General features: G+C 38.3%; 16 protein-coding genes. 6 read left to right on the top strand and 10 right to left on the bottom strand.

What is annotated here, in order from left to right:
• Positions 1-40 precede the first annotated feature (40 nt).
• The 7 genes from I6F48_RS16020 to I6F48_RS16050 form a co-directional block, all read right to left on the bottom strand.
• Positions 41-856, bottom strand: coding sequence for a hypothetical protein (locus I6F48_RS16020; protein ID WP_197119812.1), 816 nt, complete (start codon positions 854-856; stop codon positions 41-43).
• The gene (locus I6F48_RS16025) at positions 834-1,271 is read right to left on the bottom strand and encodes a hypothetical protein (protein WP_197119813.1); all 438 of its coding nucleotides are present in this window, start codon (positions 1,269-1,271) and stop codon (positions 834-836) included. Before I6F48_RS16025 ends, I6F48_RS16020 begins: the two co-directional genes overlap by 23 nt.
• The gene (locus tag I6F48_RS16030) at positions 1,252-2,298 is read right to left on the bottom strand and encodes a hypothetical protein (protein WP_197119814.1); all 1,047 of its coding nucleotides are present in this window, start codon (positions 2,296-2,298) and stop codon (positions 1,252-1,254) included. Before I6F48_RS16030 ends, I6F48_RS16025 begins: the two co-directional genes overlap by 20 nt.
• A gap of 263 nt (positions 2,299-2,561) precedes the next feature.
• Positions 2,562-3,020: a TlpA family protein disulfide reductase gene (locus tag I6F48_RS16035; protein ID WP_197119815.1), complete on the bottom strand. Its 459-nt coding sequence runs from the start codon at positions 3,018-3,020 to the stop codon at positions 2,562-2,564.
• A gap of 83 nt (positions 3,021-3,103) precedes the next feature.
• Positions 3,104-5,083: a hypothetical protein gene (locus I6F48_RS16040; protein WP_197119816.1), complete on the bottom strand. Its 1,980-nt coding sequence runs from the start codon at positions 5,081-5,083 to the stop codon at positions 3,104-3,106.
• 157 nt (positions 5,084-5,240) lie between these two features.
• Complete coding sequence (locus tag I6F48_RS16045) at positions 5,241-6,875, bottom strand: DUF6892 domain-containing protein (RefSeq protein WP_197119817.1); 1,635 nt, start codon at positions 6,873-6,875, stop codon at positions 5,241-5,243.
• A 188-nt stretch (positions 6,876-7,063) separates the two neighbouring features.
• Positions 7,064-7,753 carry a hypothetical protein gene (locus I6F48_RS16050; RefSeq protein ID WP_197119818.1) on the bottom strand — a complete coding sequence of 230 codons (690 nt, stop codon included), beginning with the start codon at positions 7,751-7,753 and terminating at the stop codon, positions 7,064-7,066.
• Between the two features lie 403 nt (positions 7,754-8,156).
• On the opposite strand from I6F48_RS16050, the gene I6F48_RS16055 reads away from it, so the two are divergent.
• Positions 8,157-8,642, top strand: coding sequence for a hypothetical protein (locus I6F48_RS16055; protein WP_165728771.1), 486 nt, complete (start codon positions 8,157-8,159; stop codon positions 8,640-8,642).
• Positions 8,643-8,675: 33 nt separating this feature from the next.
• Here the strand turns inward: I6F48_RS16055 and I6F48_RS16060 are convergent, their stop codons facing one another.
• Positions 8,676-9,881, bottom strand: coding sequence for an anhydro-N-acetylmuramic acid kinase (locus I6F48_RS16060; RefSeq protein WP_197119819.1), 1,206 nt, complete (start codon positions 9,879-9,881; stop codon positions 8,676-8,678).
• A gap of 147 nt (positions 9,882-10,028) precedes the next feature.
• Between I6F48_RS16060 and I6F48_RS16065 the strand changes: the two genes are divergently transcribed.
• The 4 genes from I6F48_RS16065 to I6F48_RS16080 all read left to right on the top strand — a co-directional run bounded on the left by I6F48_RS16065 (position 10,029) and on the right by I6F48_RS16080 (position 14,251).
• Complete coding sequence (locus tag I6F48_RS16065; RefSeq protein ID WP_197119820.1) at positions 10,029-10,529, top strand: GNAT family N-acetyltransferase; 501 nt, start codon at positions 10,029-10,031, stop codon at positions 10,527-10,529.
• Positions 10,530-10,710: 181 nt separating this feature from the next.
• Positions 10,711-11,739, top strand: coding sequence for an NADP-dependent oxidoreductase (locus I6F48_RS16070; protein ID WP_165741712.1), 1,029 nt, complete (start codon positions 10,711-10,713; stop codon positions 11,737-11,739).
• A 50-nt stretch (positions 11,740-11,789) separates the two neighbouring features.
• Positions 11,790-12,407 carry a glutathione S-transferase family protein gene (locus I6F48_RS16075; RefSeq protein WP_010554991.1) on the top strand — a complete coding sequence of 206 codons (618 nt, stop codon included), beginning with the start codon at positions 11,790-11,792 and terminating at the stop codon, positions 12,405-12,407.
• 224 nt (positions 12,408-12,631) lie between these two features.
• Positions 12,632-14,251, top strand: a complete 1,620-nt coding sequence (locus I6F48_RS16080; RefSeq protein ID WP_197119821.1) for a methyl-accepting chemotaxis protein — start codon at positions 12,632-12,634, stop codon at positions 14,249-14,251.
• Between the two features lie 71 nt (positions 14,252-14,322).
• Here I6F48_RS16080 and I6F48_RS16085 read toward each other — a convergent pair whose 3' ends face one another.
• Both I6F48_RS16085 and I6F48_RS16090 read right to left on the bottom strand, forming a co-directional pair.
• A complete protein-coding gene (locus I6F48_RS16085; protein ID WP_010554993.1) occupies positions 14,323-14,631 on the bottom strand; it encodes a YkgJ family cysteine cluster protein in 309 nt (102 codons plus the stop codon).
• Positions 14,632-14,676: 45 nt separating this feature from the next.
• The gene (locus I6F48_RS16090; protein WP_197119822.1) at positions 14,677-16,605 is read right to left on the bottom strand and encodes a RecQ family ATP-dependent DNA helicase; all 1,929 of its coding nucleotides are present in this window, start codon (positions 16,603-16,605) and stop codon (positions 14,677-14,679) included.
• Positions 16,606-16,847: 242 nt separating this feature from the next.
• On the opposite strand from I6F48_RS16090, the gene I6F48_RS16095 reads away from it, so the two are divergent.
• Entirely contained in the window at positions 16,848-18,152 is a 1,305-nt protein-coding gene (locus tag I6F48_RS16095) for an NAD(P)/FAD-dependent oxidoreductase (protein ID WP_197119823.1), read from the top strand.
• The last annotated feature ends 93 nt before the right edge of the window (positions 18,153-18,245 follow it).

Consider the following 18,245-nt stretch of genomic DNA (forward strand, 5'->3'; position numbering starts at 1 on the left):
AAAACTTGACCCCCCTTTAGTCTTTCTATTTTTGTATAAGTTAAACCTTAATTTCTAAGAAATCTCCTAAAGCTATTTTTAATTTAGCCTGATCTAAGTCTTCAAAATCTGTTTCTTTCCAATCTTCAAATATTTGAATTAAATCCAACCTTGCATTTTCAAGCTTTAAACTATTAGCGGCTCTTCCGCTTGCATCCATAGGTTCATGAGCTACATCTAAGCAAATACACTTAACTTTTAAATCGACTCCAGACGGTTTATTTACTATCAAGTCAAAGCTATAGTCTTCTTTATTTGAAATAGTTAAAGAATTAAATGAATTATTTATTTTCTGTAACTGTTTAGCATCTTTTGCGATAGTGGCACTTTGTTGCCACTTTTTATTTTTTAAATAATTACTAAAGTTTGTAAAAAAAGTAACTGCCCCTGCTTTTTGACAATATACTAATAAGCCTGCCTGCTTATCTCTTTTAACATACCTAGTGACTAGCTGAAGTAAGCCTTCAAATACTTGAGGATTTGACTTCCCTAATTTTGCTTCCGCAATCCAAGTATAGCCAGATGAACTAACTGTCAGATCCACTGCACCATTTTTTTTTGTTTGCTCATCAGCATCGTCATAACCTAAATTAATAAGATTCCCAGCAAGTTCATTTGTAATCGAATCTTCTTTGGCACAATAGTGTTTATCAGATGCGGACTCCATCCTAACAAATTGTTCTGATATGTCTTTTTCTAGAAAAGTGACAAACTCATCATAAGAATCTGCTCTCATTCTTTTAGAAACACAAAGAAGTCTGTTTTTGTGAGCACTACTTAATTCAGGATGATAACTAGTCATTACGATCACAGCCATATTCAGTCGTATTCAATGTACAATAAAAACTTATATTTTTATGGTCATAATATTCTATGTGGTTGCCTGTCATCATATCAACAGGTGCCTCTCCCAATTCCATTGCTTCTATGTAAGAATCTCTTGAAATAAGAATGTTTTCTCCATCGTCAGAATTAAAATAAAAGTATTGAATATCTAAAAAGGCAGAAAAGAACTCGACTATTGAAATAACATTATCAATGGAATTACTTTTAGAGGCTGTCAATATTTTATTTATTGGATAATAACTTCGTGTAGGATTTTGCTCCACATAATTTAAAAAATTGTCATACATCTCAATATTTTCATATCGTTTAAATTTCTTAAGCTTAGCTATTCTCACCCTTTGTTTATCTAGTGCTTCATTGAGTTTTTCAAGCTCGAGAGATGACATCAGTTATTAGCCTATCTAATTTATAGAATGATTCAGGATGTTTAATTTTTATGGAATTACAAATTTTAATCTCCCACAGGTTTTTATGTGGTTCTATACTTACTTGCATTTCACAAACCTTCTCATCGGGCAATTCCCATCTGATATTAACAGCTCTGCATATATAAGTATGCTTCTTGCCACTATTATCTTGAACAACCTGAGTCCTGGCACAATAATTTTTTACAGTTTTATTTGATAAGTTAGCATCACTGCTTTGCTCATCAGTAGTCATAATTACAGCAGCAGCTCGACCGGCTTTTTTATCCTGATAAAGAGACTCTATACATTTAATGAAAGATATTTCTTTTGCATTTCTTAAATTAACCTTTTGAAGACCTACTAAATCATAAAAAGCATTATATGTACTTCTAAAGCAATCATCTTGCTCATTTTTTGGCATTTTTGAAGGTATTCTCACTTCAATTCTTTTCTTTTCAAAAGGAATAAATATGGTACTAAAATGATGAGTTTTAACCCTGAATGTAGTTCTAGTTTTTCTGTCAAACTCAGTTTTTTCTAGTATTGTTGAATAAATACAAGCGACTCCTTGCTTGAATTGTTTTATTTTAGTTAAAAAAGTTCCTTGATCATGTTTAGAGTCACTTTTTATTTTAGATGGGTAGATCTCTGATAGTTCACTTTCTTTAAATTCCGTTTCGAATCGGAGAAGAGCCTCTGTAATCTGATCTTCTGTAAATCTATCAATTTCATATATTCTATATGCTTGATCAGCCGACATTATTATTTGATCTACTAAAAGCTCTAAATTTCTAAAAGTAGCATCTGGCTTTATAGAGCTGGGCTTTATCAAATCTTGATGAATCTCTTTAATTGTTTTTGGCCAGTCATTTGAGACATGAAATTTATATTTCTTTGCTAGAAATCGAAAATAATGTAACTCTTCAGTTTCTTTAAGTCCGTCTAATAACAGCTCATACCGATTACGAGAGTGTTGCTGTAGGTTTTCCGTTTCCGCTAAATTCATTTTATCTCTAATTTTATAATAATTATTAAATATACATATCATTAAATAATATTTAAAAAAATAGTGCAACCTATCTAATTAATTTCACTTAACTTATAGATCTTACGATTTACTATTACATTAACACATTCTTATACAAGAAATAAAACGCCAAAGGGTTAAGGCCTCCACCTAAAATATTAAGAGGCTATCTATAACAGCCCACCAGCTAACTTATAAACCTATTTGCTAAATCGTTAACCCCAAATACGAACAAGCTCTATTTACAAACCCTGTGTTAAATCTTGTGCCAATGTACCCGTTGGCTTTTCAATTACGCGTACTAACTCTTTACCATCGTCTTTTACTATAAACGTAGGGGTGTATTGCAAGTCGTGAGCTTCTGCAATGCCTGCATCGTCTTGCTTGTTGTAACCTACGGCCACATATTCAATGCTTGCAAGTTCAACTTTAGACGCATCAATTAACTTAATGAGCTTTGGTACTTCGCGCTCACTGTCGTGGCACCACGTACCAAATAATACAATAAGCTCTTTGCCTTCTAGCTTTTGCATTAGGGCAATGTCTTGTGCTGTTGGCGTAAACGCTTTGTATTGTTCGTTAAACTTGTCGTAGTCGCTTAGCAGTACATCAGTGGAAATTCCGCCCGAAAACGGTGCATCAGCAGCGCAGCTTACAAGCGGCATACTTAAAGCACACAATAAAATTAATTTTTTAAACATAAGGTTGCTCTTAATTTAGGTATTAATTTAGGTATTAAACGACTATACCCAATATTGAGCGTGGAGTGAATAACTCTCAGGCGTTACTTTTTATCCATAAAAAAGTTAACTTGCGATAAGTTAGTTAAATACTCGCGTCTTACGTCTTTATTTTCAGCCAGCTTGTCTAAATCATCAATTAAGGTAACTAACTTATTATGAGAATGACTGCTGGTTGTTTTAAAGTCGTCTTGCTTTTCGTCGCTCTCAACACGCTCTTTTTTATTCATGCTGTAGCTGTTTTCGTTTGCTTCAAGCCAAATATCGTCAATTAAGCGAATGTCACTTTTACTAATGGTTTGCTCTTGCATCGCCATTTGCAGCTCGTATTGATTTGTTTGCGGGTTAAACGCATACATTTTTGTATCAACATCAACTTTGTGAGACTGGTCAAGCCCCACAAGTTCTTTATTTTTAACTGCGGTACCTACGTTATAACTCTCTTCTTTGTCGTAGTAATCAGGGCGACTGTATTGATAATCAAAGTGGCTACTTACGTTTTTACTTTGTGTTAAACCGCTAAGCTCGCCTAATTGGGTTTGCTCAGTAGCTTGGCTTAGCTCAATTGTACTTTTAGGCTGATAGTCACCGCTATCCAGTGCGTAAGAAAACGTAGCATCAAAATCAGCGAGCTTAGAAATCCCTGCTCCCAATGTATTTGGCGCTTTATCACCTAACCCTTGGTAACGGGGATCGTTTGTGACCATGTTATCAACCAAATCAGCAACCATAGCGCGCCCGTCATTAAATTGCTTATCTGCAAGTGACTCTATATTGCTATAACGCTCTGCCGCCGACGACATACTTGCAAAAGCGCCTTTAAACAATACAAAGCCTTGTTGCATTGTCTCATCCCCATTACGACCAAATGCCGAGCCTTCACTATCCTCGGTACTGTTTACTCGGCTATCTTCTAAGCTTTGATCGAGCGACGCTAAATACTGCTGCATTTGCTGTGTGTCTTTAGCGCCAATGGTCGACATATCGAGTGCAAAATCGATTTCGTTTTGCCCACTATCAGCCTTAAACACAAGCGCTTGCTGATTCGATGCTTCATCAATGGAGTAACTTAAATCAAGCGTGTTTTCGCCTGTATCAAGCGCATCATTTTGCGTTGTTGAAAACGACACATTAAAACCCGCTAGCTGCTCACTATTAAAGCCTGCTAAAAAGTCTAAACTCATGTCTGTTTGGTTTGGCACTATAATAGGATTAAATGAGTTTTCACTCACTTTAAAAAACTCATCGGCCATTTCGCCAACACCCGCCATAACCTGCGTTAAAGCCGCATGTTCAGCCTCAGATAAATCGCCATTTACTTCGTAACTTATGCCAAAGCCATCAACGGCTTCGCCCGTTTTTTCATCAAAGCCTTGTGACGAATTAAAAGTGATATTTATTACATCACCCTCTTTGGTTTTTACCGAGAGCTCAAATAAATAATTATCGTCATCCTCGTACTTGCTACTGTTAGCACTTTCCATGTAAGGATTAAGCGTGCGCTCAACACGTTGCTGACTTGAGGCTAAAAAGGTTTTTTGCTCATATCCAAGCTGCCCTAAACTCGACAAAATATCGCTAGTATTCGCATAAGCCCCCTGAATATTTTTAACCGACGTATTTAACCGCTCAATTAATTGGGTACTGTTTTCGTTTTTTAATAACCCCTCATGCTGAGAGCTTATTACGGTGCGCAGGGCGAGTTCTTCATCGGAGAGTTTATAGTTAAGCGTGCTTGGTGTGCTTGAAATAGTAAATAGTGAGGTAAGTTGCTGTTGTAAAATATCCCCTACTTTTTGATTGCTACTTATTGTTTCGTAAATTGTTTCGTAAATCGTTTCATCATTTAGCTGGCTTAATAACTCGTCGGTTATTTTAGGCACGTTAGTTTGTAAATCATTAATAGCTTGAAGGTCGCCACTGCTGTGCAGTGAAGGTGTCGCAGGTGTTTGGTTGGCGTTATTAACTGATTGGGCAAGCACAGTGCTTAGATTAGCCTGACTGCCTAATATATTATTAACCATGATTATCCTTAATCGCTAAACCTATTAAGTAATGTATCGGTCATTTGGCTAAAAGCTTTAGCTACAGATAATTAAGTTAAAAGCAGAAAAAATTAATACTTGAATTCAAATAATAATAGTCTGCTTTTAATCTAAAAGTTTGAAGGAGTAACCTAAATTATCCCTCTTCTTCCAACACAATATTTCGCTCAGCTAAGGCATTTAATAATTTTTTACTCGGCTCGCTATTTTCTAAACCAATTATTTTAGTAAGATTAGGTAATAAAGCTAAATCATCAATTGCTTTGTTCGTTACTTTGGGTACTTCATCTCCCATACCGGGATCCCAAAATGGGTGCATATGCTCTAAAAATACAGCTCCACCATTTAAACCACTGTCTTGATAAAGCTGCGTTACTTTATCGAGTAAAGTCATCGGTATTTCTACGTTTTTAAAGTACTTTTTAACCTCAGGAATACACTCATATCCATCTTCTTCTCGATCAATTTCGCGTTTTACATACTCTTTGGCAAATAAGTCTAAATCAAACTTTGGTAAGAGGATCTCTTGTCGATACATCAGCTCTTCAATAACAAGTAACTTAAAATTAAAATCACGAAATAAAACGGTGGGTTTATTATTAATATTAAACAATTTAGGTGTGTTTTTTAAAACATCAGCTTCTAAAAGTAACGATTTTAAGTGTGTTACTTTAGCTTCATCAGTGGTGGCTTTAAGTAATATATCCACGCTTTTTCGAGTCGGGGCTGAAACGGTAATTCTACGCAGAGCCGTTTTAATATTTTTGTTGTATTTATCTTGGCTGACTGCATCTATATTATCTAATTTTTGTTGATAATCGTTAATTATACTTTGTTTTGCACCTTTAATTTCAAGCTTTTTTAAGTGTTCTTGAATACGCGCTTGTTGTGTTTTTTTATCCTCAATTCCAAGCGGGCTTAGCATTAAATTCTCAATTAAATAATCTATCTCAATATCAGAAAAATCAAAACTATTAATCAAATTTTTAAAGATCAGTGGTGCATTTTTATAAAGCACATCTGCAGGCTTTGCAAACATACTTAATAGTTCTGAGTGCATCCAGCCGTAGCTGCTATTTTTAGCGTGCCTAACAATGCTCAACTGCAATAAATGAGTAAACTCGTTTATAACATCTGGGTGATACTCTTCAAAAATACTCATTATCAAGTTGCTATGTTGATTTGGAAATACTCGATAAAAAGCAGGAAGTAATAAAGCAATATCCACTTTATCGAGCTCATACTGATCAACAAAGCCAGAAGCATAACTGTTCACCGAATGATAAAAATAGAGTGTTATTAAACCCGAAACAACCACGTTAATTTTTGTATTTTGCTGATGAACTCGTTGATGCTCAATGAGCTCTTCTATTTTAGCTAATAGTGTTTGATGATATTTTAATATTACTAATCCATTTGGCGAATAGTCTGAGCTACACACAATTTCAATAAACGTAGCAAGGTACTCAACCTCAACCGAGTTTGATAAATCTATAGTTGTAAGCCAATTTATCATTGCGCTGTATATTTCATCTTCAACGCTAAAATCAGCCTCCATTAAACTACGACACTCTAGCCCATTAATAAGCCCTCGATCATATTGCCTTTTAATAGTGCCTTGCTGCTCTTGGATTAATTTTTTCCATTGCGCTTGAATATTTTTTACTGTCGTTTTATGTTTTTTATTAGGCACGCCTTTTTGAGTAGCACCAAAATTAGGGTTACGAATTGAATCAATATTTTTTTGTATATGAGTATGTACAGTCAACATATTATTTAGTAGTCCTTACTTAAAGCTGATGTATTAAATTGCAGTTTTTAAGATTACAGCTTATTAAAAATGGGTCGTTATATTTAATGTGCCATAAAAATGGTGAACAAAATTAGATATGTAACGCTTAAAACCGTGGTCAAATTTAATTAACCACAACAACGATTGTTAATATCTAAATCATAAAGTCATAATGTGATTTTTTTAACAGTTTCATGTGCTAAATTTTGAAAATCAACAGTTACACGCACATTGTTTTCAGCGAGATAAAGCAAGTAATTATCTGCTATAAAGTCCATTGCCATTCTTCTAAATTCACCTTTGTCAGCACCTTTAAGCTCATCAACGGCTGTGCTAGTCAAAGTAATAGTTAAAATTACATCTGAATCATTAAGACCTTTTTTTGCTTCAAGGCTTGAGTAATAGTAAGGGTTAAGCTCAAAGTTTGTAGCATTAACATCTTCCACAAAATATTGAGCAACATCCTCTTCTGGCATTGTGACCCATGTAACTCCAACAAATATCCCCATGTAAAATACAATCGCCGCTAAAGATATTCCAAATACTTTCCAGTTTGATTCAAACTCATATTCTTCTGAGTCTGATATTTGTGTTTTAGTAAGGTAGTGTTCTTTAAGTATCATAACCACAGGGATTAAGTAAGCGATAGGAATTAACATATTAGGCGTTTCATCTGGTAGAAAAGGTGAAATTACGATGATAATTGCGCTAAGTATTAAGTATCCATAAAACGTTTTTTTTGCTAAATCATTTTTATTAATTGATTCAAATGACTTCTTTAAAAAATAAGCGGCGGCCAAAGGCCCACCTATAAAAGTGGCAGCTATGATTTGGCCCGGAGAATAAATACTACTCATGACATTCCTTTGATCAATAAAAAATTAATAGTACGCAAATCACGTACTTTATCGTCGATTAATTGAATTAATTTTGGTTCTAACATTATCACACTCTTATTTGTAAACACTCGGAACTAAAAAGGAAACCTAACATATTTATCAGAGGAAAGTTCCCCCATAGTATTACTTAGTTAATGACAGTCGATGCAGAATGACCGCTTATCGCTCATAACTACCATATCGCATATGACTCTTTATTTTAGACTCACTCCCAAAAAATCCAACTTTAGAAACGCAAAGATCATTTTTGATCAAACCGACTTAACGTGTGTTTTTTATACTGTAACAGTAATAATTCTGTAACCTTGATCCGCGATAATCTCTATCCGATAAATGAATAAACTCAAGAAGACTAAGTAAGATGAGTACACCCTTAGTGCAACTAACATTTGCACAGCAATCATTTGATGATTCTATGTCTGCGGCGATGAGCCACGCTATGGAATATGAAAAGCTATCGCTAAAAGCCAATGCTGCGCATAACATTACGCTGCAGTGTGTGTTGCCTGATGGCGCAAATGAGAGCGATGTTATTTCACTAAGTGCTACGCAGCCCAGTGCGCGTGGGGCGCAGTATTTTACTGAAAAAATGCTAAGCAATGACGACCTTGAATCTGGTACTGTAAACCTTACTTTAAGTAACATTACACAAAGCCAATGTTTTGTAGTGCAAATGATGCTGCACGGAAAAAACACGACCTTAAAAGAAAGCCAACAACTCGATGTGTACATTAAAGCATTTGAGCAAGGCTATATTCCTGAACACATAACAACTGAACATGCTAAGCCTCAGGGCGTTCGTAGCTACTTTGCGAGTATGGGATCTACGTTTTTATCACTGTTTTAGTGCTGATTGCACTCCTGTAACACTGATAAGTTATTAATCAGCAAAACTTACTTTACCCATAGTAACTCCCGCAATACCTTGTGCAGTATTACTTAGGTGTTGTTGCTCTCCTGCTAGGCATTCGTTTGCTAAAATAGCAAATAACACGGCCTCTTTAGCGTCGGGGTTAATACCTAAATCGTCGGTGTTTTTAAAAGCCTTAATACGTGGGCAAAGCGCTTTAAGTTGCGCCATTAGTAACGGGTTATGAATACCGCCACCACTTGCATACACCACACAATTTTGTGCGCGCTCCGCACACTCATTTAATGCATTTGCTATTACTGTGGCTGTAAAGGTATTTAAGGTAGCCATAACATCTTCATGGTTTAAATGGTGAGTGTTAGTTTGCTGCTGTGCGGCCTTTAAATACGCTAAGTTAAATACCTCTGGCCCTGTAGTTTTAGGCATTGGGAGTTTAAAAAATGCGTTGTCACACAATGCACTCAATAATGGCGTATTTACCTTGCCTGCTTTTGCTATTTTTGCGCCATCGTCATAATGTAGCCCTGTAAAATGTTGCTGTACGTAGGCGTCCATAATGGTATTACCGGGGCCAATGTCGGAGCTAAACACACCGTTTGCATCGCCATTTTTAGGTAAAAATGTTAAGTTAGCTATGCCGCCCATGTTTAGCAAAACCCGACTTTCAACAGCGCTCGAAAAATATAAATAATCGCCATACACCGCCAGTGGTGCACCCTCACCTCCTGCGGCTATGTGTTTTTGCCTAAAATCACCAATGGTAGTAATACCGGTAGTAACGGCTATTTGGTCGCTATCTCCAATTTGTAAAGTGCCGTTATTAAAATCTTTATGGTTATGCTGCGACTGCGGGCAGTGGTAAATGGTTTGCCCGTGGCTGGCTATTACATCAATACTTGCTGGGTTTATATTCCACTTAGCTAAGCACTGATTAACCATATTACCGTGCAGCTTACCTACCCAAGGGTGCAATAAAGTAACAATCTCTAAATCGCATTCGCGCTTAGCAAATACCTGCTTTATTTTGGTTTTGTAGTCGTCGTTGTAGTCAACGGTGGTAAAGTTTAAAACCTCAATGTGTGTATTTAAGCCTGCGCCCGTTACTTTGCACAGTGCAACATCGAGCCCATCTAACGAGGTACCGCTCATTAAACCAATAATTAAACGGCTTGGCTTTTGGGCACTATTATAAAGGGCGGCTATATGTGGGTGCATAATGGCATCTAAACAGGTGTAATATTTTGCTTATATTAGAGTACTTTAAAACAAAGTAATAGCCGTAAACCGTTTAATCTTAATGATTGTACAAGGTTTAAATGATTGCTAAGTTAGTGTGTATTCAACTAATAATTAACTATCGCTATGATCACGCTCAGAGATTTTCAACCGCACGATGCGCCACACATTATTAAAACCTTAAACGATGAACAGGTAACACGGTATTTATCGTCAAAAATTCCGTTTCCGTATACGCAAGCCGATGCTGATTGGTGGATAAACCAAGGTTCTAAAAATGACGTAATTGATGCAGCGGTTAAGGCCATTGTAGTAAATGAGCAATTTGCAGGCTGTATTGGCATAACCCCAGGAGAGTTTGAATACAGCCGCAGTGGCGAAATTGGCTATTGGCTAAATAAAACCTACTGGGGACAAGGTATTATTACTCGCGCCATCACACTTATTTGCGAAGAAGCGTTTGCGCAATCTAACCTAAATAGAATTTTTGGCGCTGTGTTTACTGGTAATATAGGCTCAATGAAAGCACTTACTAAAAGTGGTTTTGAGCAAGAAGCCATCCTAAAACAGGCCATTTATAAAAACGGGGTGTTTTACAATAGCCATATTTTTAGCAAGCTAAAATAAACCATTTAGAATAAATACTCTGCAAAGGTTGAATTATCAACCACCCGCCCAAAACTCCTTTATTAAGGTACGCATTGTACATATTCATACTGCTTAGCCGCGCATTATTGTTTAGCTGATCACGATTTTTAAAGCGTAAACATTCGGTAAGTAGTTTATTTATATTAATAGGAGATCTTATATGTCTACGACTAGTCGCCAACTTACTCTTGAATCACGCCCTAATGGCGCTCCAACAGATGAAAACTTTAAATTAAAAACGGTAGAGCTTCCTGCATTAAAAGACGGCGAAGTTTTACTACGCACTATTTACCTATCGCTAGACCCGTATATGCGTGGTCGTATGAGCGATGCTAAGTCGTACGCTGACCCTGTTAATATTGGCGATGTAATGGTTGGCGCAACCGTGTGCCAAGTAGAAGAGTCTAAAAGCGATAAGTTTAACGAAGGCGAGTGGGTACTTGCCTACACAGGTTGGCAAGATTACGCCATTACCAATGGCGAAGGCTTAATGCAGTTAGGTAAAGAGCCTGCAAACCCTTCATACGCATTAGGTATTATGGGTATGCCTGGCTTTACTGCTTACATGGGTTTACTTGATATTGGCCAGCCTAAAGAAGGCGAAACCGTAGTTGTTGCAGCAGCAACAGGCCCAGTAGGTGCAACGGTTGGTCAAATAGCTAAAATTAAAGGCTGTAAAGTAGTGGGTGTTGCTGGTGGTAGCGAAAAATGTGCACACGCAGTTGAAAAACTAGGGTTTGATGCCTGTATTGATCACAAAGCTGATGACTTTGCAGAGCAGTTAGAAAAAGCCTGTGATAAAGGCATTGATGTTTACTACGAAAATGTGGGCGGTAAAGTATTCGACGCCGTACTACCATTACTAAATACCGCAGCGCGCGTACCATTGTGTGGTTTAGTATCGCAATATAACGCTACTAGCTTGCCAGAAGGCCCAGACCGTTTAGGTATGCTAATGGGTCAATTGCTTACTAAGCGTATTAAAATGCAAGGCTTTATCATTTTTGATGATTACGGCGACCGTTACGACGAGTTTGCACAAGACATGCAAAAATGGCTACAAGACGGAAAAATTCAATACCGTGAGCACATGGTAGAAGGCATCGAAAATACAGTAGGCGCGTTCAACGACATGATATGCGGTAAAAACTTTGGTAAAACTGTGGTTAAAATTAATAACCCACTTTAATTTTAAACGGTTTGTAAGGCCAAGTCCTTACAAGCCACAAAAGGACTGACATGATCAAACTACACCATTTAAATAAATCACGTTCTAAACGCGTAATTTGGCTTTTAGAAGAGCTAAATGTTGATTACGAAATTGTGGCTTATCAGCGTAATAAAGACACCTTCCTAGCCCCTGACGAATTAAAGCATATTCATCAACTTGGTAAGTCGCCAGTGATTGAAGACGGCGGCCTAATTATTGCCGAATCAGGCGCGATTACCGACTACCTTATTACTAAATATGGTAACGGTAAATTTGCACCAAAAGTAGATACCGCTGAATATGTTGACTACCAGCAATGGCTGCACTTTGCAGAAAGCTCAGCAATTTTACCGCTTTTACTTAAAATGTTTGTACTAAAAGACGGCGCTAAAACGCAGTTTTTAGAAGGCTATGCTGACGCTGAAACAGCTAAAGTAATTAGCTACTTTAACGACCGCCTTGAAGGTAAACGTTATTTAGTGGGCGATACCCTAACGGGCGCTGATTTTATGATGTCGTTTATTGTTGAAATAGTTAAAAACTCAGGTCAATTAGCGCACTTTAAAAACCTCGTTAAATACGACGAGCAATTACAAAGCCATGAGAAGTTTCATACAGCTAATGAGCTAGAAGCAAAGTACGACTAAACTTTTATATAATATTTTTATATAACATTAAGGGGCATTTAGCCCCTTTTTTAATGCCTGAAAAACACTCCTCATTAAAGTTACGCTTGTAAACTAAATTAACAAACAACCCCTTATTGCTAATAAAACTTTAATTAATAAGGCATAATGCTGCTATTGTTTTAGAATAATCACTAATAATACAAGCTGCTCTTGCGCGTATTGACTCACACTTGGGATCAACCATGACCATAAACATGCGTTTAACGACCGGCTTTGGCGTAATTTTATCAATGATGCTTATTTTAACCATTATTGGTATTTCGCGCGTTAGCCTCATTAATAATAACATTACCCACATGACCGACGTAAATTCGGTAAAGCAACGTTACGCAATTAACTTTAGAGGCAGCGTACACGACAGAGCAATAGCCGTGCGCGATGTAGTGCTAATTACCGATCAAAGCAGTTTAAGCTCCGTGTTAAAGAGCATAAAAGAGCTAAACGCATTTTACCAAACATCAAGCCGGTCTATGGCCGAGCTAATGGGTAATATGAATAGTGAAGAACGCGCTCTAATTAATAAAATAAATCAAATAGAGCAGCGCACTCAACCTTTCATTCAAGGTGTAATAAACGCTAAAAATGCAGGAAACCTAAACGAAGCTGAGCGCATTTTATTAACCGATGCGCGCCCTGCGTTTACCCAGTGGCTAAATGTTATAAACCAATTTATAAACCTGCAAGAGCAAGCAAATCAAACCACCACTATTGATACTCTCGATATTGCCAGCTCGTTTAAAATTTGGATGATTTCGCTCACCGCACTTGCCTTTTTAATAGGCATAAGCGTTGCGTATGTTATTAGCCAACTGATCAGAAATTCAGTAGGTGGCGAACCACAAGAAGCCGCCGAAGTAATTGCCCTTATTGCACAAGGCGACTTAAGAGGCGATGTACAGTCGTGTTGCCCAAATAGCATGATGGCTTCTGTAGGGGTGATGCAATCTAAATTAAAAACCATTGTAGATAGCATTATTAACTCATCTGAAGAGCTTTCTACGCACTCTGCAAGCGTAGCATCTGGCTCGCAGCAAGCACTTAGTGCCGCTGACGCACAAGTAACTTATACAAACTCGGCAGTAAGCAGCCTAGAAGAAATGAGCCGTAGTATTCATGCTGTAGCCGATTCAGTTAGGCAAACAGAAGATAACTCAAAAATAACCGCGCAGTTGTCACAGCAAGGTAGTATTGCAGTGCAAAAAGTTGCCGCCGAAATTGAGCAAATCTCAGTAACCGTAAAAGCCACAGTTACCCAAGTAAACGTGCTGCAAGAACATGTAAAACACATTGGCGATATTTTAAGTGTGATCCGCAGTATTTCTGATCAAACAAACTTGCTTGCACTAAATGCAGCAATAGAAGCTGCAAGAGCAGGCGAAACAGGCCGAGGGTTTGCTGTTGTTGCTGACGAGGTAAGACAACTTGCCCAGCGTACTGGTGATGCAACAGGCGATATTGAAAAGATGATTTTGCAAGTACAAGAAAACACGCAAGCGTCGGTAACAGCTATGGAAACCACAGTACCACAAGTAGAAAATGGCTTAACGCTTACTCACGAAGCAAACGAGCTACTGCATCAAATACAGCAACAAGCTAATGACTCATTAAGTAACGTGCTTGAAATTGTTGAATCAACATCAAACCAAGTAGCCACCGTGGCGCAAATTAGTACTGGCGTAGAAGAAATTGCCAGTATGTCCAAAGAAACCAGCATGTCGCTTAACAGTAACGCACAAGAAGCCGTTGCATTAGCTGACCTTTCAAACACGCTTAAAAAGTATATTAGCTACTTTAAAGTTTAATTTTTATAGTAAGCAATAAACAAAGGGGCTTTTAAGCCCCTTTGTTGTTTATGTACATTAATAATAGCGGACTATATACCCGCTAAATCGCGCTCGGTAATACACTCACCCGAGGCCATTTCAAACTCGCGACATACTAATGGGCGGTTTTCGTAAATAGAGCACATAAGCGTATTGCGGTCGAGTGCTTGGCACCAACCGTCGTCAGCGCGTTTCATTACTTCACTGCCCCATTTATCGTATTCTATATAGTTAAAAGGCACGCCAGTGTCGGTTACTATGCGCACTTCTAATTGGCAACAACAGGCTTGGCAGTTAGCACACGTAACGGGCTCTGGGGTAGTAGAAATATTTTCAACGGGGATAACAATATGAGGCATAGTGGCTTACTTTTTTGAATAAGCCACTAGGATACAGTAACTAATTTAACGCGCTAGTAGTTTTGCTTTAATATCGCTGTAACGCATTTGCTCACACAGTGCAAAACCACTCAGCTGGCGTACTTTATTACGCGCAAATAACGGCACACTCATCCCCGCTAAAAAGCGGCATTGGGTTTCAATCCCCACATTATTATTACCCTTGCCCGCCATATGCGCTAAAAACTCATCAACTTTTTGATAAATAAGCTGATCGTCAATATATGCAGGCTCTATAGAGTACTCAAGCTTAACCGCATGCCCTCTACACACACTACAATGCCCACATTGCTCAGGTGCATTTTGATCGTCAAAATAGCGCGCTAAGTTATAGCTTAAGCAACTTTGTAGCTCAAAAAAGCGCACAAGTGCAGCAATACGTTTAATTTCGGCTTGTTCTTTGTCGGTAAAGTAGTCGTGAAGTTGCTGGGCAAGTTCTGGGTTATTTATAACCTCGCTATGCACTTTGTATACTTGGGTAATACGTTTGGTTTCGAGCGTTATTAGGTTTTTTTCGGCTAGGTAATCAAGAGCAGCCACTACGCGTTTGCGATCAACCTGCGCGGCTTGCGTAAGGGAGTCAAAATTTAGCGTGCCCCATATTTTTTTAAAATCGGTATGGCTAAATATTTGTGTTAAAAATGCTTGGCGTTGCTCATCAAAATGACCAAGTAGCTCGTTTTTATCAACCAAAAATTTGTATTTAAAATCAGCGTAGTAGGCATATTGCGGCGTTATAGCGCCTTGCATTTCAAGCTGTACAAGTAAGGTTTTAAGTGCCAGTTGCCTAATATTACTTTCGCTTGAAAGGCTATATTCTTGCATTTCCCATTGCTGGTGGCTTTGGCGAATATCGTTAATTACGTATTCAATACCGCTCAGCTCTGGGGTGTCGCCATATACAAAGTTTTCGACTGTGTTTAGGCCATCTAAATTAGCAAGCGTGTAACAGTTTGATGGATTGCCATCGCGCCCTGCTCGGCCAATTTCTTGGCTGTAATTTTCTATCGATTTAGGTAAATCGTAATGTATAACAAAACGAATATCCGATTTATCAACGCCCATACCAAAGGCAATGGTTGCCACCACTACGTTAATTTTACCGCCCATAAAGTCATCTTGAATTTGCCAGCGTAGCGTATCTTCAAGCCCTGCGTGGTAAGCAACAGCATGAATACCTTGCGCACTGAGCGTGTTTGCTACTTGCTCGGCACTTTGCTGCAGCGTTACATACACAATACCAGGGCCACTTTGCGCACGTACAATGTTGGCAAGCTCTGTGTTTTTATCGGCGGTTTTAACACTCAGCACGCTTAAATCTAAATTAGCGCGGTAAAAGCCCGTTTGCACAATGCACTCAGGCGCAATAGCAAAGCGCTCTGCCATATCGCGTTTTACTTTTTTAGTGGCCGTTGCCGTAAGTAACAACACTAAAGGAATATTAAGCTCTTCGCGGTAACGCGGCAATTTAAGGTAGTCGGGTCTAAAGTTATGGCCCCATTCAGATATACAGTGTGCTTCGTCTACCACTAACATCGAAAGCGCAACTTGGCTTATAAACTCTCTAAAACGCTCGTTTTTAAAACGCTCAACCGACACCATTAATACTTTAATTTTACCGTTTCGAACATCGTTCATTACGGTGCTGCTTTGCATTTGATCTTGGCTCGAATCAAGGCTGGCAGCATAAATGCCTTTGCTATTTAAAAAGCTAATTTGATCTTTCATCAATGCAAGTAAAGGCGATACAACTAAGGTTAAATTTGGTAAATGCAACGCAGTTAGCTGGTAGCACAACGATTTACCCGAGCCCGTAGGAAATATAGCCAACGACGACTGACCATTTAAAAGCTGCTCAATAGTTTGTTGTTGGCCTGTTCTAAATTGGCTAAAACCAAAGTGCTGCTCAAGTGATTGAATTAGTGGCGTGGTCATAAATGTCCTTTTGGTGTTTTAACAGCAATTTAACTGCACAGCTAAACGATAAAAAAGTGAGTATAACTTATATGCCTTTATTCAGCATTTTTTGCTGACATATCCTTTATTTAGGCGCAAACTAATAGCGTAAAAATAAATAGTCACGTTTGCCAAAAATAACTTTTTGCCATACCCAAGTAACCTCAAAACACTAAAAATAATACAGATTATTTGGGTATATTATTTTTGAGGGCAACGTTATGAATATTACTACACCTAAAATTGTCGTTATTGGCGGTGGTGCTGGCGGATTAGAACTCGCAACGCAATTAGGTCATAAACTAGGAAAGAAAAAACAAGCAGAAATTCTACTAATAGACAAAAACCGCACCCACATATGGAAGCCGTTACTGCACGAAGTAGCGACAGGCTCTATTGACCCCGATTTAGATGGCGTTGTGTATTCAGCCCATGCCGCAAAACATCACTATAACTTTCAACTTGGTACTTTTTGCAATATAGACCAAAGCAATAAAACAATTACCCTTGCACCACTTAACGACGAATTAGGCCACACCATTTTACCTGGGCGTACCGTACGCTACGATCACCTTGTTATTGCCATTGGCAGCGTAAGTAACGACTTTAATACCCCCGGCATAAAAGATCATTGCTACTTTTTAGATTCAAGCCAACAAGCAGAGCGCTTTCAGCACTCATTACTCGACAGCTTTACCCGCCTTCATCAAGACGACAACCAACAGCAATCACTTAATATTGCCATTGTAGGCGGCGGTGCTACGGGCGTTGAACTCTCAGCTGAGCTTTACCATGTGTCTGAGCTATTAAAGCTTTATGGCTTAACAAATATGTCGTCTAAGCGTTTGCATATTCATTTAATAGAAGCCGGACCGCGTATTTTACCTGCATTACCAGAGCGTATTGCCGTTAGTGCCAAACGCGAGCTATTAAAGCTTGGCGTAAACGTGCGCGAACAAACGCAAGTAAAAGAAGGTACCGCACAAGGCTTTATCACCAAAGATGAAGAACACATTGATGCCGATATAATGGTGTGGGCGGCAGGCGTAAAAGCACCTGACTTTATAAAAGACTTAGGGGTTTTTGAGCTTACTCGCAGTAATCAAATTCAGGTGAACGAGTTTTTACAAAGCACCGTTGACGAAAGCATTTTTGTATTAGGCGATTGCTGCGCATTTACCCAAGCCGACGGCAAGCAAGTACCACCACGCGCACAATCGGCGCACCAAATGGCGTTGTGCGTCGAAAAAAATCTCATTGCAACATTAAAGCAGCAACCACTTCGCGGCTTTAAATACAGCGACCATGGCTCGCTAGTTAACTTATCGAGCTACAGCACGGTAGGTAACTTAATGGGCAACCTAACCAGCAATACCTTTTTTATTGAAGGTAAAATTGCCCGCTTTATGTATATATCTTTATATCGTATGCACCAACGCGCCATACACGGTAGCGCAAAAACCTTTGCATTATGGATAAGCGAAAAAGTACTGCGAGTAGTGCGCCCTAAAATGAAATTGCATTAAAAGCAAACTGAATTAGCAGCCTATAAAATGGCTTTAATAAATTAATACTTTATTAAAGCCTCTTACACTATTAGTATCTAAAATAGTACCATG

Origin of the sequence: Pseudoalteromonas sp. SWYJ118, assembly GCF_015864505.1 — a bacterium.
In the GTDB taxonomy this organism is placed as follows: domain Bacteria; phylum Pseudomonadota; class Gammaproteobacteria; order Enterobacterales; family Alteromonadaceae; genus Pseudoalteromonas; species Pseudoalteromonas arctica.